25 protein-coding genes and 1 pseudogene are annotated in these 19,533 nt (G+C 48.0%); 25 read left to right on the forward strand and 1 reads right to left on the reverse strand.

Going from position 1 to position 19,533, the window contains the following annotated elements:
* From NIA71_RS00005 to NIA71_RS00115, 24 genes and pseudogenes are all read left to right on the forward strand, one after another.
* A partial coding sequence (locus tag NIA71_RS00005; RefSeq protein WP_148399194.1) for a phage scaffolding protein occupies positions 1-636 on the forward strand: 636 nt, incomplete at its 5' end.
* Positions 637-652: 16 nt separating this feature from the next.
* The gene (locus NIA71_RS00010; protein ID WP_148399246.1) at positions 653-1,525 is read left to right on the forward strand and encodes a N4-gp56 family major capsid protein; all 873 of its coding nucleotides are present in this window, start codon (positions 653-655) and stop codon (positions 1,523-1,525) included.
* 106 nt (positions 1,526-1,631) lie between these two features.
* Positions 1,632-2,003, forward strand: a complete 372-nt coding sequence (locus NIA71_RS00015; protein ID WP_253019330.1) for a hypothetical protein — start codon at positions 1,632-1,634, stop codon at positions 2,001-2,003.
* Positions 1,997-2,362 (forward strand): hypothetical protein, encoded by a 366-nt coding sequence (locus tag NIA71_RS00020; RefSeq protein ID WP_148399191.1) that lies wholly within the window; start codon positions 1,997-1,999, stop codon positions 2,360-2,362. The genes NIA71_RS00015 and NIA71_RS00020 overlap by 7 nt, the downstream gene beginning before the upstream one ends.
* Positions 2,362-2,805 (forward strand): HK97 gp10 family phage protein, encoded by a 444-nt coding sequence (locus tag NIA71_RS00025; RefSeq protein ID WP_148399245.1) that lies wholly within the window; start codon positions 2,362-2,364, stop codon positions 2,803-2,805. The genes NIA71_RS00020 and NIA71_RS00025 overlap by 1 nt, the downstream gene beginning before the upstream one ends.
* Positions 2,802-3,224, forward strand: a complete 423-nt coding sequence (locus NIA71_RS00030) for a phage tail terminator family protein (RefSeq protein ID WP_148399244.1) — start codon at positions 2,802-2,804, stop codon at positions 3,222-3,224. Before NIA71_RS00025 ends, NIA71_RS00030 begins: the two co-directional genes overlap by 4 nt.
* Before the next feature lie 4 nt (positions 3,225-3,228).
* On the forward strand, positions 3,229-3,408 hold the full coding sequence (locus tag NIA71_RS00035) for a hypothetical protein (protein WP_148399243.1): 180 nt from the start codon (positions 3,229-3,231) through the stop codon (positions 3,406-3,408).
* A complete protein-coding gene (locus tag NIA71_RS00040; protein WP_253019331.1) occupies positions 3,409-4,716 on the forward strand; it encodes a phage tail sheath family protein in 1,308 nt (435 codons plus the stop codon).
* 10 nt (positions 4,717-4,726) lie between these two features.
* Entirely contained in the window at positions 4,727-5,200 is a 474-nt protein-coding gene (locus tag NIA71_RS00045; protein WP_148399218.1) for a phage tail tube protein, read from the forward strand.
* Positions 5,201-5,210: 10 nt separating this feature from the next.
* Positions 5,211-5,639 (forward strand): phage tail assembly chaperone, encoded by a 429-nt coding sequence (locus NIA71_RS00050; RefSeq protein ID WP_148399217.1) that lies wholly within the window; start codon positions 5,211-5,213, stop codon positions 5,637-5,639.
* 194 nt (positions 5,640-5,833) lie between these two features.
* Positions 5,834-7,921 carry a tape measure protein gene (locus NIA71_RS00055; RefSeq protein WP_253019332.1) on the forward strand — a complete coding sequence of 696 codons (2,088 nt, stop codon included), beginning with the start codon at positions 5,834-5,836 and terminating at the stop codon, positions 7,919-7,921.
* Positions 7,921-8,631: a LysM peptidoglycan-binding domain-containing protein gene (locus NIA71_RS00060; protein ID WP_253019333.1), complete on the forward strand. Its 711-nt coding sequence runs from the start codon at positions 7,921-7,923 to the stop codon at positions 8,629-8,631. The genes NIA71_RS00055 and NIA71_RS00060 overlap by 1 nt, the downstream gene beginning before the upstream one ends.
* Before the next feature lie 11 nt (positions 8,632-8,642).
* Positions 8,643-8,990: pseudogene (locus NIA71_RS20015) on the forward strand (M23 family metallopeptidase); the annotation flags it as partial.
* Positions 8,991-9,005: 15 nt separating this feature from the next.
* The gene (locus NIA71_RS00065; protein WP_253019334.1) at positions 9,006-10,214 is read left to right on the forward strand and encodes an XkdQ/YqbQ family protein; all 1,209 of its coding nucleotides are present in this window, start codon (positions 9,006-9,008) and stop codon (positions 10,212-10,214) included.
* Positions 10,207-10,467, forward strand: coding sequence for a DUF2577 family protein (locus tag NIA71_RS00070; RefSeq protein WP_148399202.1), 261 nt, complete (start codon positions 10,207-10,209; stop codon positions 10,465-10,467). The genes NIA71_RS00065 and NIA71_RS00070 overlap by 8 nt, the downstream gene beginning before the upstream one ends.
* A complete protein-coding gene (locus NIA71_RS00075) occupies positions 10,467-10,886 on the forward strand; it encodes a DUF2634 domain-containing protein (RefSeq protein WP_148399203.1) in 420 nt (139 codons plus the stop codon). The genes NIA71_RS00070 and NIA71_RS00075 overlap by 1 nt, the downstream gene beginning before the upstream one ends.
* Positions 10,879-11,979 (forward strand): baseplate J/gp47 family protein, encoded by a 1,101-nt coding sequence (locus NIA71_RS00080; RefSeq protein WP_148399204.1) that lies wholly within the window; start codon positions 10,879-10,881, stop codon positions 11,977-11,979. The genes NIA71_RS00075 and NIA71_RS00080 overlap by 8 nt, the downstream gene beginning before the upstream one ends.
* A complete protein-coding gene (locus NIA71_RS00085) occupies positions 11,969-12,520 on the forward strand; it encodes a putative phage tail protein (protein ID WP_148399205.1) in 552 nt (183 codons plus the stop codon). Before NIA71_RS00080 ends, NIA71_RS00085 begins: the two co-directional genes overlap by 11 nt.
* Positions 12,513-13,154, forward strand: a complete 642-nt coding sequence (locus NIA71_RS00090) for a hypothetical protein (RefSeq protein WP_253019335.1) — start codon at positions 12,513-12,515, stop codon at positions 13,152-13,154. Before NIA71_RS00085 ends, NIA71_RS00090 begins: the two co-directional genes overlap by 8 nt.
* 519 nt (positions 13,155-13,673) lie before the next feature.
* On the forward strand, positions 13,674-14,048 hold the full coding sequence (locus tag NIA71_RS00095; RefSeq protein WP_253019336.1) for a hypothetical protein: 375 nt from the start codon (positions 13,674-13,676) through the stop codon (positions 14,046-14,048).
* Between the two features lie 22 nt (positions 14,049-14,070).
* Positions 14,071-14,481 (forward strand): hypothetical protein, encoded by a 411-nt coding sequence (locus NIA71_RS00100; protein ID WP_253019337.1) that lies wholly within the window; start codon positions 14,071-14,073, stop codon positions 14,479-14,481.
* A gap of 57 nt (positions 14,482-14,538) precedes the next feature.
* Positions 14,539-15,522: an N-acetylmuramoyl-L-alanine amidase gene (locus tag NIA71_RS00105; protein WP_148399233.1), complete on the forward strand. Its 984-nt coding sequence runs from the start codon at positions 14,539-14,541 to the stop codon at positions 15,520-15,522.
* Positions 15,523-15,535: 13 nt separating this feature from the next.
* Complete coding sequence (locus tag NIA71_RS00110; RefSeq protein ID WP_148399232.1) at positions 15,536-15,784, forward strand: phage holin; 249 nt, start codon at positions 15,536-15,538, stop codon at positions 15,782-15,784.
* A 2-nt stretch (positions 15,785-15,786) separates the two neighbouring features.
* Entirely contained in the window at positions 15,787-16,083 is a 297-nt protein-coding gene (locus NIA71_RS00115; RefSeq protein WP_148399231.1) for a hypothetical protein, read from the forward strand.
* Between the two features lie 243 nt (positions 16,084-16,326).
* Here the strand turns inward: NIA71_RS00115 and NIA71_RS00120 are convergent, their stop codons facing one another.
* Positions 16,327-17,643 (reverse strand): MerR family transcriptional regulator, encoded by a 1,317-nt coding sequence (locus NIA71_RS00120; protein WP_253019338.1) that lies wholly within the window; start codon positions 17,641-17,643, stop codon positions 16,327-16,329.
* A gap of 169 nt (positions 17,644-17,812) precedes the next feature.
* Between NIA71_RS00120 and NIA71_RS00125 the strand changes: the two genes are divergently transcribed.
* Positions 17,813-19,504, forward strand: a complete 1,692-nt coding sequence (locus NIA71_RS00125) for an APC family permease (protein ID WP_253019339.1) — start codon at positions 17,813-17,815, stop codon at positions 19,502-19,504.
* Positions 19,505-19,533 lie beyond the last annotated feature (29 nt).

Raw genomic sequence — 19,533 nt, forward strand, 5'->3', positions numbered from 1 at the left:
ATGTTACAGTGGCTAAAAGATATCTTGGGTGATGCCTATACAGAAGATATCGACAAGAAGGTTTCAAAACAGATCGGACTGGGCTTTGTGGCAAGAGTTGATTTTAATGCGTTAAGCGAGGCAAAAAAGACCCTCGAAGTGCAGTTGTTCGACCGCGATAAGCAGCTGGATGACCTGAAAAAACAATCCAAAGGTAACGAGGAACTGCAAGAACAGATCACAAAGCTGCAGGCGGCAAACGAACAGGCGAAGAAAGACCATGAAGCCGAGGTGATGAGGCTGAAAATTGATTCCGCGGTATCGGCAGCCCTCACGACGGCAAGGGCTAAGAATACGACTGCTGTTAAAGCGTTGCTTGATTTAAAGGATGCAAAACTAGCTGACGATGGGACGATCGTCGGATTAAAAGAGCAGATTAGTAAGCTGATAAAGGCCGATGATACGAAGTTTCTGTTTGAAGAAAAACAGGCAAAACCAACCATCAAGGGGGCAAATCCAGGTGAACCGGGCGATAAAAAGCCGCAAGGAATCACCAGGGAACAGTTTACCAAGATGGGATACAAAGAAAGGGCAGCTCTATATGACAACGATAGGGAAACCTACGATGCCTTAATTGGCATAGCCACGGAAAAGTAGTAGAAAGGAATAAAAAATGGCACAGACAAAATTAACAAACTTAATCAATCCGGAAGTAATGGCGCCGATGATTTCGGCCAAGCTTCCAAAGAAAATCAAGTTCTCCCCGATCGCAAAGATCGATGACACCTTGGCAGGACAGCCGGGTAATACAATCACAGTACCAAAATATGCGTACATTGGGGACGCGGAAGACGTGGCGGAAGGTGTTGCTATGGGTACAACCGTGCTGACCGCATCCACCACGGAAGCAACCGTCAAGAAGGCAGGGAAAGCCGTAGAGCTGACGGATGAAGCCGTTTTAAGCGGGTATGGCGATCCGGTGGGCGAGGCCACGAATCAATTGACGATGAGCATCGCTGCAAAGGTCGATAATGATTGCCACGAAGAGTTAGGCAAAGCAACATTGCAGTATGATGGCAGCGCTGCGACGATCAGCTATGAAGGCGTTGTAAATGCGGTGGATTTGTTTGAGGACGAATCTGACACACCGACCAAGAAAATTATCTTCGTGCATCCAAAACAAATCACACAGCTGCGTCTGGATGAGAATTTCAAAGACCGTAATAAGTACCCGATGGATGTCATTATGACTGGTACAATTGGAGAAATCGCAGGCTGTCAGGTGGTTCCATCCAAGAAAGTCAAGGAGAATGCAGGTGCGTATTTAAATCCGATCGTCGTGACGGGAAGCGACCCCAATGAAGACCCGGCGGCGGATGGCTTTTCTGAAGAGTCTCCGGCGCTGACCATTTATATGAAACGGGATGTGGTACTGGAAGATGATCGAGACATTCTGGCAAAGACAACCGTGATTTCCGCGGATGAGCATTACACAGCGGTGCTGTCCAACGATTCGAAAGTCGTACTTGCGAAGTTCAAAAAGTAGGTGAGGAGTATGTTACTGAGAAGACATCGGCAAAAGGAGGCCCCAAAACAGAGCCCCGCGCCGAAGAAAAAGAAGACAGAGGCAAAGAAAAAGGCAGCTGATCAGGATGGTTGATCTACTAAAATTGGCAAAGGAACGTCTGGAAACTTTTGGCGTAACGGTCAACGAAACGGCGCTGACCTTCGCCGGAGGTAAAGTGGAAGGAAAAATCCGAGGCTTTTGCAATCTTACAGAGGTGCCAAATGGCCTGACCCATGCGGCGGTCGATCTGATATGCGGTGAATACCTATATCAGATGCAGCAGCTGGGGGAGCTGAATGAATTTGATGTCGATGCGGCAGTGAAGTCCATCGACGAAGGCGACGTAAAAATCACTTTTATGGACCATGCGTCTGCGGCAGATAAGCTGATGGCCTTGATCGGCCACTTGCTGGACCATGATGCGGATTTGTTGGCGTTTAGGAGGCTGCGATGGTAGCAAATATGAAACTTGCGGAGAGGGCGGTCAAGTCACTTTGGCGGGACCGCCTGACCGTGATTGAACATCAGAAGGTGGGAAGGGCGAATAAGACGACCGGATTTGAGGATGTGGAAGTTATCACGAATGAACCGTGCAAGATCATCTTTAAAACGGTTGCCTCTGCTGATCAGCAGGAGGCTGCCGCGCTCACACAGTCGATTAAGTTGCTTTGTGACAAATCAATGCGGATTAAGCCCGGCTCGAAGATTGTTGTGCTGCATGAGGGTATAGCGACAGCCTATATGCAGTCTGGGCCGCCTGCAGTTTATTCGGTGCATCAGGAAATCATGCTGGAAATCTTCGACAGGTGGGCGTAATGGGAAAGAATGTGAAGGTCGACTTTAAAGAGCTCGCAGAGTTCCAGAAGCGAGTTGAAAAGCTTAATTCGAATATGCGGCAGGATTTTGTTGAACAGTGCGCAAAGGAGCTGGCTGCAAGACTTCTGCGGAAAGCCATCAAGCGGACACCGGTAGGCGTCTATTCTACAGGAAGTGGAAAAGTAGGCGGCACGTTGAGGCGAGCGTGGAGTACAGCAAACCAGACCATGCGTGTCGTTCGAACGGGTGGACTGCTTCAAATAGAGATTATTAATCCGACCGAGTATGCGAGCTATGTTGAATATGGACACCGAACAAGCGGCGGAAAAGGTTGGGTGCCTGGACGTTTCATGATGACCATTTCCGTTCAAGAAATTCAGTCGATGGCGTCAACCTTCCTGCAAAAGAAATTGGAGAGCAAACTCCGGGAGGCATTCAAATGATTAATAGATTGATAGACGGGATCGCTGCGGCTTTAAATAAGGAGTTTGGCGACGCATATGAAATCTATACAGAGGATATTGAGCAGGGCTTAACGGAGCCGTGCTTTTTGATTACTTGCGTCAGTCCCAAAAGTGAATTGTTCAGAGGATATCGGTATTACCGTGAAAATCTCTTCATGGTCCAGTATTTCCCGAAGAGCCCTGATTTTCGAAATGAAAGCATGGCGGTACAGGAGCGGCTGTATTTAGCCTTGGAATCCGTAATGGCTGACGGCCGGTTGATCTTCGGCAGCAACATGGAGGGTGAATACGTCGATGGCGTGCTGCACTTCCAGGTCAGCTACAACACGTTTATGGATAAGGCCGATACTGGCGATCCGATGGAGACGTTAACGCAACAGGTAAATTTGAAAGGATAAGGATATGGCAGAGAAAAAGGAAACAGCAAAGTCTGCGCCGGCTTACACGAAAGCACAGATTCTTGCTGCAGAAAAATATAGCAATCGGCGCGATCTGCTGGGAGCGATTCTGAAAGACCAGGAATACACGCTCGATCAGGTTGACGCTGAAATTGAGAAATTTAGGAAAGGAAAGGTGAAATAAATGGCTTTAGGCGGTGGATATTTTACATCACAAAACAAAATCCTTCCGGGGTCCTACATGGTATTCATTTCCGCGGTCAATACCGGGTCCGGTTTATCAGACCGGGGCGTGGTTGCGATGGGTGTAGAGCTGGACTGGGGACCGGACGGAGAAGTCTTTGAGGTCGATGCGGAAAAGCTGAGATTGGACGCACAGAGCATCTTCGGATATGGGAAGGACCACGACAAGCTGACCTATATCCGGGAAATGCTTTTGAATGCGACGACGCTGCAGCTGTACCGGCTTAACGGTGGCGGCGCGAAAGCACAGAATGACTTCGCAACAGCGCTTTATAGCGGCACCCGGGGCAATGATATTAAAATCGTCATTCAAACGAACATAGACGACTCCACGGCGTTTGATGTGCAAACATTTTTAGGCAGTACAAAGGTCGATGAGCAGACCGTTAAGACGGCCGCGGAACTGAAACGCAATGATTTTGTAACTTGGAAAGCCAATGCGACGCTGAATGTAACTGCGGCGACGGCGATGACCGGCGGCACGAACGGGACGGTGGACGGCGATTCCCATCAGGCGTTCCTGGATCAGATCGAGGGCTATGCGTTCAATGTGATCGGGTGTGCGGCGACGGATAACACGATCAAGACGCTTTACTGCAACTTCGGCAAACGGATGCGGGAAGAGGTCGGATCAAAATTTCAGGTGGTTGTTTATAACCATGCTGCGGACTATGAGGGCGTGATCAATGTCAAAAACAAAGTCCTGGACACTGGAGTGCCAGAGTCGGCATTGGTTTACTGGACGGCCGGCGCTGCAGCAGGCTGCGGGGTTGAAGAATCGTTGACAAACAAGCTCTATGATGGCGCTTTTGAGGTTGACGTGAATTACACGCAGATTCAACTCGAAAAGGCGATCCTGGCCGGAGAATTTGCGTTTCATCGTGTCGGGTCCGATGTGCGTGTCTTAAAGGATATCAACAGCTTGCTGACGCTCACAGATACAAAAGGCGAAGTTTTTCAGAGTAGCGGGACGATCCGGGTTATCGATGAAATTGCGACCTCAATCGCGAATATCTTCAATACCCGGTACATCGGAAAAATCAAGAACAATGTGGCCGGTCGGATGGCGCTATGGAACGATATTGTGCAGCATCATCTTGCTTTGCAAGGCATTGGAGCGATCGAGGAGTTTGAGGATTCCGACGTGTCCGTGACGCAAGGAACGTCGAAGGTTGCCGTTGCGGTCAGTGATGCGGTGACCGTTACCGGTACGATGGAAAAATTATATCTGACCTGCGTGATTGAATAGGAGGTAACACATGGACGGAAACATTACAATGGCAAGTGAAAATGCGGTTTCTGCGAAGATGGCAGAGTGCTATTTAACAATCAATGGCCGCAGGTTTAACTTTATGAACATGATCGATTTTGAAGCGACGGTGGAAAAGAAGAAGTCTTCCGTGCCGATTTTGGGCAGACCGATGGAAGGGAACAAGGCCATCGGCTTGAAAGGCACTTTTTCCGGAAAGGCTCATTACAACCAGTCCATCATGCGAAAAGCACTGACCGAATACAAGGATACGGGTGCGGACATGTACTTTGACGTCATGATCCGCAACAACGACCCATCGTCCGGCGTCGGGGCCCAGACGGTCAATATCCTTGGCTGCAATACGGACAAGATCACCCTAGCCAAGTTTGACGCGGCAGGGGAATGGCTGGAAGAATCAATGGAGGGCACGTTCGAAGATTGGAACATGCCGGAACTGTTTACAGAACTGAAAGGAATTTAAGGAGGAGAATATGGCGGATTTTAAATCGTTTATGAAGGAAAATCAGAAGAAGAAAGAACACGTATTTTATGCGGCTACAAAGTCGCTTTGCGATGAAAACGGCAAACCCCTTGAATGGGAGTTCCGGCAGATCACATCGGATGAAATGGATCAGATTCAGGAGGATAATACAATTGAGGTGCCAATCCCAGGGAAGCCGGGCATGTATCGGCAGAAGGCCAACGCTGCGAAGATCAATAAGGCAATGATTTGCATGTCTACCGTGGTCCCCGATTTAAACAGCGCGGAACTGCTTGATTCTTACGGTGTGATGACGCCGGAGGAGCTGCTGACCGAAATGGTGAACAGTCCAGGAGAGTACACGGATCTGGTTGCCTTTGTCAGTCAGCTAAATGGATTTAACATGCAAGAAGAGGTTGGTAAAGCAAAAAACTCATAACCGGGGATGACCCGGATGCGAGTTACGCCCATTACTGCCTGCATAAGTTTGGTATGACGCCCAAGGAATATTTAGATTTAGATTTAAAGAGCAAGGCGTTTATTATCGCCAGCATCGAGGTGCGGGTGGAGAATGAGAAGAAGGAATTGGCCAAGGCGAAAAGCAAATAGCCTTGGCCTTTGTGAGGTTGGGATATGGCTACGATAAGCACAGCAATACAATTAAATGATTTAGTGTCTGGCCCAATGCAGCACATGACCAACGCCATCGATATGACGCTGAGCTCCATGCAGGCACTCGACCGTGGCGCAAATGTGAATTTCGACACGATCCAGTCCGAGGTAGCAGAAGCCAATGCAGGGCTCAGACAGATGGAAGAGCAGCTGAAGCAGAATAATCAGGTCGTCAATAGGCAGCAGTCATTGTTTAGCGGACTGAAAGGTAAGGTTGGTGCTTTGGTAGGCGCCTATGCTGGAATGCAGACGATCAAGATGGGGGTCGGGGTATCCGACGAACTGACCCAGACCACTGCCCGGCTGAACATGATGAATGACCGCCTGCAGTCAACAAAAGAGCTTCAGGATATGATCTTCCAGTCCGCGCAAAACTCCCGTGGCGCATATTTGGAAACAGCGGACGTGGTGGCTAAGCTTGGATTGAGAGCCGCGGATGCTTTTTCATCCAACGCCGAGACCGTGCAGTTTGCAGAAAATCTTAACAAACAGTTCGTCATCGCGGGAGCGTCGCAGCAGGAAATGGCATCTGCATCGCTGCAGCTTACACAAGCGTTAGGATCAGGAGTGCTCCGAGGCGAGGAATTAAATGCGGTGTTCGAGGCTGCTCCAAACGTTATACAGACTGTTGCAGATTACTTGAATGTTGGAATTGGTGAAATCCGAAACATGGCGTCAGAAGGACAGATTACGGCGGAGATTGTCAAGAATGCCATGCTGGGGGCAACCGATCAGATCAATGAACAATTTAATCAAATGCCTATGACATGGGCGCAAAGATGGACGCAGATACAGAACATCGCGATACAGAAATTTGAACCGGTTTTACAGATGATCAATAATCTTGCGAACAGCGGGTCACTAGATCGTTTTGTGAACGGGGTGATTAATGGTCTAGCTATTGTAGCAAGCGTTGTAGTTGGCATTTTTAACATTGTTGGTGCAGTCGGCGGATTTATAGCAGATAATTGGGAATTTATCGGGCCGTTAATTTTAGGAGTGGCTGCCGCATTATCTGTATATTATGGCCACCTATTATTGCTTAAAGGGGTGGAACTGGCAGTGGCTGCCGCGACAGGAGCTGCAACGCTTGCTAAAATGTTGGCAGTTCCCGTAGCGGCGGCATTCACCGGGGCGACAATGGCAGAGACAGCGGCCCAGTGGGGGTTAAACTCCGCATTATATGCCTGTCCGCTTGTTTGGATACTGATCTTAATTGTTGCTGTTATTGCTATAATTTATATTGCCATTGCAGTGATAAACAAAGTTAAGGGAACCTCCATCAGCGCAACCGGTGTTATTGTGGGAGCCTTGGCAGCCGCAGGAGCTTTCATCTGGAATTTGGTTGCATCACTTGTTAATATGGCGATTGGCGGCTTTGCGGCTTTATGGAATTTTCTCGGGGGTTTTGCGAACTTTTTTGCAAATTTCCTGCGTGATCCGCTTGGAGCGGCGGCACATCTGATTGCAAGTTTCTGTACAACCGCTCTAAATTTATTGAGTGCTTTGGCGCAAGCAGTGGACACGCTATTTGGCACAGACTTAGTATCAAGTGTAAACGGCTGGATCGACCGGGTGAATGGTTGGGCCGACACGGTTGGAAATGGAAAATATCAGGAAGAGGTGCAAACGATTAACCCTGCAGACTATTATATGGACCGCAAGTCATATAGCGGAGCATATAAATGGGGTTATGGAAAAGGCAGCAGCGCCGGCGGCAAGATTAAAGATATGTTCGGAGGCAAAGACGCGGCAAGCGCAGCCGGGAGCAGCATCCCATCAAGCCTGACAAACGGCGTCGGAAACATCGATAAAAACACCGATAAGATCAAAGATTCTGTCCAGGCAAGTTCCGAGGATTTAAAATTGCTTCGGGAATTGGCGGAGCGGCAGGCCATCAATAAATACACCACAGCATCGATCACCGTCGACATGAAGGGCATGACCAATCAGATCACGTCTGACCGCGATATCGACGGGGTGATCAACGTCATGACGAAAAAACTTGAAAACGCTTTAATCGTAAGCGCTGAGGGGGTGCATACCTGATGTATCAATTCTATATCAACAATATTCTGTACCCGGTAGCACCATCGAAGTTTCAGGTTAAGATCAATAACAAAAATGAAGTGATCACCTTGATCAATGAAGGAGAAGTAAACCGATTAAAGGCTCCTGGTCTGACGGATATCCAGGTATCCGATCTGCTGATCCCGGCTGTAAAGTATCCCTTTGCAGAATACGGGTCAGCAGGCTTCCAGGCGCCGTCCGTTTATTTGAGCCAGCTCGAGAATCTAAAAAACACGAAGGCCACTTTTCCGGTGGTGCTGATTCGGAAGCTGGCAAGCCGGGAGCTTGGCTGGAATTTCTCTATGACCTGCACGCTTGAGGATTACACGGTTGAGGATGACGCAGGCGAAGGCGTGGATTTAAAGGTTTCTTTGAACTTCAAACAGTGGGTGCATTATGGAACCAAAACCGTCACGTTTCAGAAAAGCGGCGGAAAAACCACGACGTCCACAAAGAAATCAAGAAAAAGCGCAAGCAAGAAGGGCTCTGGCGGAACCTACACGGTGAAAAAAGGCGACTGCCTGATCAATATCGCGAAGAAAAAGCTGGGCAGCGGCAACCGATGGAAAGAAATCTATAAGCTAAACAAAACAACGATTGAAAATGCGGCGAAAAAACATGGCAAGAAAAGCAGCTCGAATGGGCACTGGATTTATCCGGGAACCAAGTTAAAGCTGCCGAAGAAGTGAGGTGATGGGATATGGGGAATTTTGTTTGGCCTGTGTCTACAAGAGCAGTTGTAACTTCCCCATTCGGGCCAAGATGGGGGCGATTTCACTATGGAACGGACCTTTCTTACGGTGGATGCGCCGGTGATAAAATTGTAGCTGCAAGGGCTGGGACTGTTACCTTTGTTGGAGCAAGTGGGACATACGGGAATTTGGTAAAAATTCGACATGCGAGCGGTATCGAAACGAGATATGCCCATTGTAGTTCTTTTATTGTAAGTACAGGTGCAAAAGTGAGTGCTGGCCAACCTATAGCAAGAATTGGGTCTACTGGTCGCTCAACCGGTCCACATTTACATTTTGAAATCCGTATAAATGGGGTTGCAAAGAACGCTATGAATTATGTAAGCAAAAACGATACGGCTCCAAAGTACACGGGTGGTGCGGTAGGCGGTAGTGTTTTATCTGCTGTGGGTGGGTCGAGTTCGTCGAAAAGCACAGGTTCATCAAGTAGTTCCGGAGCAGCGACAACAGAGCAAAAATCAAAAGACATCACAAGCGTAAAAGTGACTTCCACAACCGGGAAAATCGGCAACCAGGACAGTAGCCTGCGGACCAAAAACGCGATTCTGACCCAGGGCGCCGAACTCCTGATCCAAAACGGCAGCACCGTATTTCAGCCTGCGCTGGAAGGTGAAATCACGCTGGAATACGAGCGGAAGAATACGCCGGGGAAGCTGACCTTCACGGTATATAAAGACGCAACCCTGAAAATCGCGAAAGGTAATGCGGTCCGCTTCCGCTACGACAACAAGCGGATGTTCTTCGGATACGTCTTCACCTTCAAACGAAAGGACAGCAAGTTCATGACGATTACCTGTTACGACCAGCTGCGGTATCTGAAGAATAAGGACGTGCGGTCATACAAGAAAACGACCTACTCGAAGCTGCTGAAACAGATCGCAAAGGAATACAAACTTGAATATGGAACCGTGCAGAATACCAAGTACATGATTCCGGCCCGGATCGAGGAAGGAACGCTCTTTGACATCCTTGGAAACGCGTCCGATCTGACGGTCAGTCATACGAAAAAACTGTTTGTCCTTTACGATGACTTCGGCCGGCTGACGCTGAAAAACATCGAAAGCATGAAGCTGCCGATCCTGGTTGACCAGGACACGGCGGAATCGCTGGATTATGAGTCCACGATCGATAAAGACACCTATAACCGGATCAAAATCTATTCGGACAATGACAAGACCGGCGTCCGGGAAGTCCATGTGCGAAACAGCACGGCAAAACAGAAGAAATGGGGCGTGCTGCAATACGTGGAAAAGGCAGAGGGGCTATCAAAAAAAGAAATGAAACAGAAAGCTAAGATTCTGGCGCAATATTATGGGATCGAACAAAGGACCTTGTCGGTAAAGAAGCAGTTTGGCGACACAAGGGTGCGTGGCGGCTCGTCTTTGGTGGTCAAGCTTGATCTTGGGGATAAATCGATCAGCAATTTCATGCTGGTGGAAAAAGTCAAGCATACGTTTGTAAACGGCGCCCACACGATGGATTTGAGCCTTGCGGGGATAAAGGGGGAATTTCATGTCTGAGCAATTATTGACGCTGATCAAACAGGCCGCGGTAGAAGCGGTTCAGGCGGCGGCTCCAATGGAAATCACCTTCGGGACCGTACAGAGCGTAAGTCCGCTGAAAATTAAAATCGGCAGCAAGCATGTTATTGACGAAGATTTTTTAATCAAAACGGAAGCGTCAGTGGATAAGCTGGCAAAAGGAGATAAAGCTGTTCTCCTGCGGATGCAGGGCGGGCAGCGATTTTTATTTATAGATAAGGGGGTGGATTGATGTTACCGGAAGGAGAAGAAAACCTGCTGGTCGATGAGACGGAAACAGAAGAAGCGCTAATAACAAGCCGCACCTATCGTCTTAACGAGGATAGCTTGACGGTTGCTGGAGAGATCGACGACCTGGATGCGATTAAGCAGTCGCTATCCCTGATCCTGCAAACGGAGCGGGGCGCGTATGAGATTTATAGCGAGGATTACGGCACGGAGCTTACGGCGTTGATTGGGCAACCAGCACCGCTCGTCTTCGTCAGCATTGAAGATGCGATTAAAGACGCGCTGCTGCAGGACGATCGGGTGGAAAGCGTGGATCAGTTTGAGTTTGAGCAGGTGGCAAGGGATTCCGTGGCTGTCAAGTTTATTGTAACGACGACTGCTGGCGAGATCGACATGGGAACGGAGGTGAAAATCAATGGATGAGGATGTAATTTTATATGGACAAGAGTTTGAGTCAATCATGGAGCGGCTGCTTGCAAATCTCCCGGAAGAGCTGGACACCCGGGAGGGCAGCGTCATGTATAACGCACTGGCACCGGCGGCCTGGGAAATACAATTGCTGTATGAGGAATTGAATCTTGTGCTTATGGAAGCGTTTGCCGATACCTGCAGTCTGGATTATTTGATCCGGCGGGCAAAGGAACGGCTGATTGCATACAAGGAAGGCGAACCGGCGGTCGTGAAAGGGGTATTTACACCCGCCGATCTGGACGTGACCGGGATCCGGTTTGTCGAAGAAGAAACGGAACTGCTCTTTGCCGCAACGGAGAAGATCGAAGATGGCGTCTACAAGTTGGAATGCGAAGAGCCGGGCGTGATCGGCAACCGTTCTTCCGGGCAGCTTGTTCCGGCGGACACGGAGGAAGTGGAGGACTTAGAGACGGCTGAAATCGTGGAGCTGCTGGAACCGGGCCGCGATGATGAGGACGTTGAGGATTTTCGGGAGCGATATTTTGACAACGTGGCCGGCCAAGACTTTGGCGGGAACCTGGCTGACTATAAAAACAAAGTGAATAGCATCGATCATGCTGGCGGCTGCAAGATCGTCCCGGTGTGGAACGGCGGCGGCACGGTGAAGGTGATTTTACTGGATCATCTGCATGATGTGCCGTCTGCTGCAATCATCAATGAGGTGCAGGCCATCCTCGATCCGATCTCAAACACCGGAGAGGGAAAAGGCATCGCCCCGATCGGTCACCGGGTCACAGTAGTAGGCGCGGAACCGGTCACCATGAATATCACGGCAACCGTGACCTACGCGGAAGGTTACACCGATGCGCTGGCGAAAGAATCCATCACGGCGGCACTGATCACCTATTTTGAGGAATTGCGGATTGCCTGGGGCGATGATGCTGCTGACATTGGCACGATTGTGCGAATCAGCCAGATCGAGAACCGGCTACTGAACCTGACAGAAATCTTAGATATTGAAGACACGACGATCAATGGATCACCGAAAAACATTGCGCTCAGAGGCAGTCAAGTACCAGTAAGGGGGACGTTTAATGGAGCATAAGGAGTTAATCGAATATTATCCGGAGCATTTGAAAAGCTATCGGGAGCTTCGGGCAATCACAGCAGTCGAACAAGTCGAACTGGATTCCATCCTTGCGCAAATCAGGCAGGGGCTTGAGAATCAGTTTATCGAAACGGCTGATGAGGATGCGATCGCCCGCTACGAACAAATTTATAGCGTAGAGCCAATTCCGGGCGCAACTCTGGAGGAACGGCGCTTTAACCTGCTGGCGCGTCTGACGGAAAGCACGCCGTATACAGAGCGCACGCTGGCCGACATGCTCGCGGCTTTATGTGGAACGGACGGATATCAGGTAATGCTGGATGTAAATGCTTTTACGGTTGAGGTGGGCGTGGAACTGACTGCCAAGAATAACAAGCTTGCGGTTGAGCGGCTGCTGGAAAAGATTTTGCCCTGCAATTTGGTTTGCAGCGTCGGCCTGATCTATAACCAGTACAAAACGCTGGCACGATTCACACATGCGCAGCTATCCGCATACACACATGGACAATTAAGGGAGGAGGTACTGCCGAATGGCTAAAACAACAACACCCAATATGGGCTTTGTCTTACCGGACAAAGATGAATTTTACGATGTAGAGGTGGCGAATGATAATTTCCGGAAATCAGACACGGAACTGAAAAAACTCGACGACAAAAAGGTCGACAAGGTCACCGGAAAGGGTCTATCAACGAACGATCTCACGAATGATCTGAAAACAAAGTATGACGCCGCCCACAGTCATCTATCAAACACCAGCAACCCGCATCAGACGACTGCTGCCCAGGTGGGCGCGATCGCCACATCACAGAAAGGTGCCGCATCCGGTGTGGCGGAGCTGGATGCGAATGGGAAAGTCTTGTCGGCGCAGCTGCCAAGCTACGTGGATGATGTACTTGAATACGCAAGTAAAGCAAATTTTCCAAATGCCGGTGAAGCAGGAAAAATCTACGTGGCCACAAACACGAACCTGACCTACCGATGGACGGGATCCGCGTATGTGGAGATCAGCCCGTCGCTTGCTTTGGGAGAGACCTCCTCGACCGCGTACCGAGGAGACAAAGGCAAGCAAAACGCGACGAATATCGCGACGCTGCAAGATGCCCTAGCAAATCTCATATCCGATGAAACCATCGCAGCCGCCCAGGCCGCAGGCATTGATCTGACAGTATAGCAAGTATAAATAAAGACACCTCTCCCGCTCGGAGGGGTGGGAAAGGAAAGAGAATGAGTAATGGAATAGAAAAGTTAAATAAAGGGCTGCAAGATATCTTTAAACTGATGGCGGCACGAAACAAAGTATTGTGGGAGAATGGCACCGGGTGGAGCAGCGGTAGCATAACCGTGCCGGATGTGGATAAATACAACGAGTTTGATGTCTATTTATGGACAACGACTTCACCTGTTCGGTGCTGTCTAATTGATGGCAGGATCGTTGGCGCAAATATGTTGCCAAACGTAAGCCCTAATAAACATACAAGCGCAGCGATTAGTCTTGTAATATCTGGAACAACACTGACTTTTCAGGGCGCTGGCACAATTCAACATTTACCGTCCGGCTCGCACATGACGTTGGATACACAGTCGATCAGAAAAATTGTTGGGATTGAGCCTATCCCGTCCAAAATTTTGTCGGGGGGGCGCTTAAAAGCAGTATTTTTAGGTGTCTTGTCCAGATTAGGGGGTGCGTGGCATGAATGGAATCGATTATGCGAACAACGCACTCCAAGCCCTATTTGGCGGCTTAGAGGTCAAAACAGAAGGTATTTGGAATTATGTCAAGCTACCCAACGGCTTAGCGATTGCCTGGGGCGGCGAGAAGAAGATAACAATGGCTTTAGGCGGGACATCAGGCGCATGTTGGTATGCAGTAGATCGAGCGGTAAATATCCCTACAGGACTGTTTATAGACGATATAAAAGTGATCGGATCAGCAACGGCCAATCATTATGCTGCGGCACTGTTTGCGATAAATGGCGGGAAAGTCTATGTGCAAATGAGTTCGTCCTATGCTTTTTCGGACTTGTTAGTAACTTGGGACGCTGTTTTAATCGGCAAGTGGAAATAACCCTCGAAAGGGGGTGTGCGGCGTGAGTTATACACAAGATCAGATGATCGCAATGTTTAATCAGTTGCAGCAATCCCTGCTGGAAAAACAAACTCAAACAGAGGCAGCAATTACTAATATAAACAGCTATCTGACCCCTAATACGGCAAAGGCTGCAAAGACGGGTAACATGGTGGATATAACATTTTTGGCAACAGTAAAAACAACACACACACTTAATGGTAGTGGTGGTATCCAAATTGGCATTATCCCAGAGGAGTACCGTCCACAGCTAACGACGATCCGCACAGTATATGTTGCTCAAGGGGCAGTCTGTAAACTTGCGATTTTATGGGTAATTCCGACCGGCTCATTAATGGTATACTCTGCGGATGCGTCACTCAATATGGCAGTTGGGCACACATACCGGATATGCACAACCTATCAGTTATAACAGACCTCAAGGGGTCTATTTTTATACCCTCGAAGAGAGAGGGAGAAAGGAATTATTATGGCAAAAATAGCAATTGATGCAGGACACGGCCGGTATACGCCGGGAAAGCGCTGTATGAAAAAATTGGACAAACACGAGACAAGAGAATGGGTCTTAAATGACCGGGTAGCTGATGAACTGGGGAGACTACTCAAATCAGCCGGACACACTGTAAAGCGTATGGACGATACAGACGGCAGCACGGACGTCTCTCTGGCGGCAAGGGTGCAAAAAGCAAACGCCTGGGGTGCGGACTTTTACATATCCGTACACCACAACAGCGGCGTTAATGGCAGCTCTGGCGGAGGTACGGAAGTCTATGTATCTCAAGGCTGCCAGAGCAAGAGCAAAAAGGCACAGTCGGCCATCTATAAGCATGCAATCAAGAGGGGCAACCTCAAAGGTAACCGGGCGGACGGGACCAGGACAGCAAACTTTTATGTGATCCTCCATACAAAGATGCCCGCCTGCCTGATCGAGTGCGGCTTTATGGACAGCAAGGTTGATATCAAGTATATCCTTGACCCCGCATGGAGTAAAAAAATTGCCCTGGGCATCGCAGAGGGCATCTGCGAGGTGTTTGGCGGGACTATCAAGACCAGCGGTGGATCAGGCAGCAGCACGCCAAAACCGGAGCCAGCAAAACCGACCGCTAAAAAATATATTGCGAATGAGGACACAAGAGCCTTGCAGAAAGCGATGAATAAATCCTATGACTGCAATCTCGAAGAAGATAGCAGCTGCGGGCCAGCAACGCAAAAGCAGATCGGGAAACACTATCTGTATTATCGGAAAAATAAGCTAATCAAAAATGTCCATGCGAAATGGTATCAGAAGCAGCTCAACAAGAAGTTTAAAGAAATGGGCCGGCCGGAGCGTGTGGACGTAGATAAGATATTTGGCCCGGATTGCGACGAAAAGACGAGGCTTTATCAGAAGCTAAAATGGCTTGAGGTGGACGGCTTTGCCGGACTGAAAACGCATTTATCTTTACTGAAATAAGGAGGAGAAGAACATGAATAAAGAAGTAAGAAACCTAATCATCAGAACACTTGTATTGGTAATAGTATGGATCAATATGGTCCTTGTGAATCGGGGCCTATCTCCATTGCCAATCGACGAGAACGGGGCAACAGAATTGATCTCTGAGGCGCTGGCGGCATTGGCAACGCTCTGGGCATGGTGGAAAGACAACGACGTGACTAAGAAAGCCAGGGCAAAAAAAGAGGTCATTGCTACGCTGGAGCATGAGGGGGAGATTTAAGCATGGAAACAGCCTTGACTGCTATATTTAGCATTGTCACGACGATCATTGCGGGCGTGATCCTGCACGCCATTAAGTCCGGCCAACGGAAAGCCCAGACAAGGGAAGAGGACCGGGACAAACGGGAGCAGCTGACGCTGGAGGCGATCAACGCATCCTTTTGCGTGAATAAGGAACTTGTAGGGTGTGTCCTGGATGGAAAGCCGCCAAACGGCGAACTCGACGAAGCATACGAGTATCAAAGAAAGGTGAAACATAAAATTGAGGACTATGCCCGTGAGAAAGCATCACGCTCATAGCCAATACCTATGCCCCGGGGGAGTGATATCCTTCCGGGGCTTTTTTGTTTGCAAAGTTGCTGAACTTGTTGCAATCACTTATGTCGGTACTTCCCCAATTCGATTGTGGATATAAAGCGTAAAAAGCCATCTCCACCATACTGAAGAACAAACGCAAAAACAGCTTTCCATTTTGGAAGGCTGTTTTTGTATTTATCTCTTGAAGCTCTTATTTCATAAACGTTTCCGTGCCCCCGGCAGCGATCACTTCGACGCTGCTGGGCGGACGGCAAGAAGGGTGTGCAAATATTGTTTTTCTCCATTTTCATGATAGTGAAAATATTCGGAGAAAACAGTATTGTATCCAATTTTTTTATCCTCAATGACCGTGTATCCGTGCAATATAAGCGTATCCATATAGGATGATAATGTAATAAAGGGATTCATGGCACGGCTGTATTCCCGGGAAATATTCAGGGGAGATTTCGCTCCTGTTTTATAATAACAAAGACAGCCGGCAATAGATGCACTATCCGAAAAATAAGGATCGAGATATTCATAGAGCGGTTTATTAAAAAAGAACGCATAATTATATGAACCCAGATAGTCGATCAGCAGATTTATGCTTTTTTTCTTTAAAGGAAGCTTATTGGAGGCGGTCACAATATAAATAATATTCAAATCTGTTTGCAGACTGTCAATATGTTTGCGAACTGCAGCGATTGTTTCTCTCGATAGTCCCATGATAATAATCGTTGCATTTTTCAAGTACTCGGCATTGCTGTACAGGTATGGAAACACAGAAGCGATATCGGGAAAAAGGACCGTATCCGGATGAGGAATTCGGTTTATTATGATTTCATTCAGCCAGGTTCTGGCTTCGTAGTTGATAGACAGATAGCGCTGAGGAGCGGAGAGAAATCCTTCGTAAAACAGCGACTCATGCTCACTAGTGGTCGGATCAATAAAATAGTCATCGCAAAATGAAGGATCCTGGTCCAGATCGATGTTTTTGTCCACACAAATGATTCCGTCCTGGATATAACCTTCATAACCGCATGAGCACCTCATAGAACCAGAGATTACGCTGCCTGCGGATAATTTTACATTATCCATATCAAGAACGCTCTCACAGTCGGGACAGACGATGAAAGACAGCGACTTCAGGGGCAGCCCGGTTTTCTTGTCCGAAAGGAGCGGCGTCTTTGCAGATGCGGTCAAAACGGTTTCTCTGAATGCAAGTTCTCTGAGTTTCAGATTGATGGTTTCAATAGCCGCCTTTGTGCTTTGTATTTGTTCAGCAAGAAGTTTCTTTTTACTCATAAAGAGAGCACCCAATTCTTTGCAGCGCAAAGGGTCTTTTTCGTCAAATATCCTTGAAATGTTGACAAATTGGCGCATTTCTTCCAGTGAAAAAGAGGAATCCCGAAGATCAATCAGAAGCTGCATTTCAGACTCGTTAAATTCATTAAAATTGTATTGCGCACCATGTTTTTTTGGTGTTATCAACCCCTCTTCAATATAATACCGGATCGTTGAAATAGGAACATTATATTTTTTTGCAAATTCACCTATCTTCATAAGTACTACCACCTTTTATAATATCTTCCATTGTATCACAAAATATCAAGTGCACTTAATGTTTTTGAATAAAATAAATTTTTTGACTAATTGACCTTTAGTGTACAGGACGGTTTATTCTTATAAGTGAAAGAACGATAATATAGGATTAATGGAAAAGGAGGTAGAGATGGCTGAAAAAACCAGCGGAGTATCAAGTCTGCAAAAAAACAAGTACAGTGTATTTTCCGTGTTCTGTATGATTTACTGTACGGCCAGTGCGGGAGCATTTGGAGTAGAGGAAATTGTGAGTGGGTGCGGACCGGGAATGACGATATGCATTCTCATAGGAATGGCGGTCGTATGGGCTTATCCGGTCGTGCTCGGCACTGCGGAATTGTCATCCATTATGCCGGGAGAGGGCGGATATTACTACTGGGCCAAGCATACGCTCGGTGAATTCTGGTCCTACGTAATGGGAATCAATGGAGCGGTAAGCTTCTATGTATGCAGTTCCACCTATGTCGTAATGTCGGTTAATTACCTGGCAACCATCGTGGATATGACCCAGCTGGAAGCAACCGTTATTAAAGTGGTCATTATCTTAATTTTCACGGCGATAAATCTCAAGGGTCTGAAAGATGTAAGCATTGTAAGCATGATCTTTGCCGTATGTGTAGTGGTACTGTTTATTCTCGTTTCGGTCGTCGGATTTTCGAACTGGTCTTTTAGTCCTTTTGAGCCATTCATGCCGGAAGGAATGGATATCCTAACCGGTATAAGCATGGGCATAGGGCTTGGTATATGGATGTATTGCGGATTCGGGGCCATAACGCTGATGGCCGGTGAAATTTCAAATCCGCAGGTCATCTCAAAGGCTATGAAACTGGCCGTACCCGCATCTGCACTCACCTATTTGCTTCCGACAGCAGCAGGACTTGTTTCCGTAGGACAATGGGAACTGTGGAGCCCTGGTGAGATGGGGGGAATTGGATTCCCAACGGTTCTTTCATTGTGGTTTGGTGATGCCGGAAAGGTCATCTTCGTCGTGGTTGCAATGGTTGCCGCTTTATCCAGCTTCAATACCAACATGGCCGGAGGTTCGAGATCCTTTTTTGTACTCGCGGACGACCGGCTGTTCCCTAAAAAGTGGATCACCAATGTAACCAGAAAAAGTGGGGTGCCGTATATCGGCGTAATTTCTATAGCAATTGTAACCATTTTAATGATGCAGATCGAATTTAAAGCCCTGGTTCTAATCCAGGTGATCCCGATTCTGGTAGCGCAAGTTCTTGTATCAGTAATAATAATCAAAGCACGAAGAGATATTCCCATGGAGCGCAGAGCCGGATGTTATTCTGTGGGTGGCGGCAGAGTTGGACTGTTTCTTGTTACCGTACTTCCGGCCTTCGTAGCAGTGCTGGCATATTACATGAATGGTATGGATTATTTTCTATATGGTCAGATATTCCTGCTGATTGTAGGAGTTACATACCCAATCGTAAAAATCACCTTGGGAGGGTTTTCAGAAAGCGATCCAGAGCTATATCCCCAGAATCCGAGAACGAGGATGGCTTACGGAGACCTCTACCGCATCGCAAAATATATGATCATCATGGGCTTTGTCTCAATAGTCGGATACTTTTACTTCGGCGTGATGGAGGGAGACTGGGGTCCGGAATATTATGCGTCGGTATATGGAGGAGGATTGCTCGGCAATTTTGGAGCTATGAGACTGGCATTGCTGATAGGAGGAGGGATCTGCGTCATCATTTCCCTGACTCTTTATATGGCAGCTACTAAAAAAGATCAAAAGATGGCTATGCCGACAAAGATCACTGTGACAATAGGCGAACATGCTGATGAAACTCGGGCGCAGTAAATGAAATCATAATTTTGTATAAGATTGGG

It is taken from the genome of Ihubacter massiliensis, assembly GCF_024125305.1.
Taxonomy (GTDB): domain Bacteria; phylum Bacillota; class Clostridia; order Peptostreptococcales; family Anaerovoracaceae; genus Hominibacterium; species Hominibacterium faecale.

What these genes read in the sequence shown, in the direction of transcription:
- NIA71_RS00010 (WP_148399246.1), top strand. Translation starts at nt 653, where the DNA reads ATGGCACAGACAAAATTAACAAACTTAATCAATCCGGAAGTAATGGCG.
- NIA71_RS00015 (WP_253019330.1), top strand. Translation starts at nt 1,632, where the DNA reads ATGGTTGATCTACTAAAATTGGCAAAGGAACGTCTGGAAACTTTTGGC.
- NIA71_RS00020 (WP_148399191.1), top strand. Translation starts at nt 1,997, where the DNA reads ATGGTAGCAAATATGAAACTTGCGGAGAGGGCGGTCAAGTCACTTTGG.
- NIA71_RS00025 (WP_148399245.1), top strand. Translation starts at nt 2,362, where the DNA reads ATGGGAAAGAATGTGAAGGTCGACTTTAAAGAGCTCGCAGAGTTCCAG.
- NIA71_RS00030 (WP_148399244.1), top strand. Translation starts at nt 2,802, where the DNA reads ATGATTAATAGATTGATAGACGGGATCGCTGCGGCTTTAAATAAGGAG.
- NIA71_RS00035 (WP_148399243.1), top strand. Translation starts at nt 3,229, where the DNA reads ATGGCAGAGAAAAAGGAAACAGCAAAGTCTGCGCCGGCTTACACGAAA.
- NIA71_RS00040 (WP_253019331.1), top strand. Translation starts at nt 3,409, where the DNA reads ATGGCTTTAGGCGGTGGATATTTTACATCACAAAACAAAATCCTTCCG.
- NIA71_RS00045 (WP_148399218.1), top strand. Translation starts at nt 4,727, where the DNA reads ATGGACGGAAACATTACAATGGCAAGTGAAAATGCGGTTTCTGCGAAG.
- NIA71_RS00050 (WP_148399217.1), top strand. Translation starts at nt 5,211, where the DNA reads ATGGCGGATTTTAAATCGTTTATGAAGGAAAATCAGAAGAAGAAAGAA.
- NIA71_RS00055 (WP_253019332.1), top strand. Translation starts at nt 5,834, where the DNA reads ATGGCTACGATAAGCACAGCAATACAATTAAATGATTTAGTGTCTGGC.
- NIA71_RS00060 (WP_253019333.1), top strand. Translation starts at nt 7,921, where the DNA reads ATGTATCAATTCTATATCAACAATATTCTGTACCCGGTAGCACCATCG.
- NIA71_RS00065 (WP_253019334.1), top strand. Translation starts at nt 9,006, where the DNA reads ATGAATTATGTAAGCAAAAACGATACGGCTCCAAAGTACACGGGTGGT.
- NIA71_RS00070 (WP_148399202.1), top strand. Translation starts at nt 10,207, where the DNA reads ATGTCTGAGCAATTATTGACGCTGATCAAACAGGCCGCGGTAGAAGCG.
- NIA71_RS00075 (WP_148399203.1), top strand. Translation starts at nt 10,467, where the DNA reads ATGTTACCGGAAGGAGAAGAAAACCTGCTGGTCGATGAGACGGAAACA.
- NIA71_RS00080 (WP_148399204.1), top strand. Translation starts at nt 10,879, where the DNA reads ATGGATGAGGATGTAATTTTATATGGACAAGAGTTTGAGTCAATCATG.
- NIA71_RS00085 (WP_148399205.1), top strand. Translation starts at nt 11,969, where the DNA reads ATGGAGCATAAGGAGTTAATCGAATATTATCCGGAGCATTTGAAAAGC.
- NIA71_RS00090 (WP_253019335.1), top strand. Translation starts at nt 12,513, where the DNA reads ATGGCTAAAACAACAACACCCAATATGGGCTTTGTCTTACCGGACAAA.
- NIA71_RS00095 (WP_253019336.1), top strand. Translation starts at nt 13,674, where the DNA reads ATGAATGGAATCGATTATGCGAACAACGCACTCCAAGCCCTATTTGGC.
- NIA71_RS00105 (WP_148399233.1), top strand. Translation starts at nt 14,539, where the DNA reads ATGGCAAAAATAGCAATTGATGCAGGACACGGCCGGTATACGCCGGGA.
- NIA71_RS00110 (WP_148399232.1), top strand. Translation starts at nt 15,536, where the DNA reads ATGAATAAAGAAGTAAGAAACCTAATCATCAGAACACTTGTATTGGTA.
- NIA71_RS00115 (WP_148399231.1), top strand. Translation starts at nt 15,787, where the DNA reads ATGGAAACAGCCTTGACTGCTATATTTAGCATTGTCACGACGATCATT.
- NIA71_RS00120 (WP_253019338.1), bottom strand. Translation starts at nt 17,643, where the DNA reads ATGAAGATAGGTGAATTTGCAAAAAAATATAATGTTCCTATTTCAACG.
- NIA71_RS00125 (WP_253019339.1), top strand. Translation starts at nt 17,813, where the DNA reads ATGGCTGAAAAAACCAGCGGAGTATCAAGTCTGCAAAAAAACAAGTAC.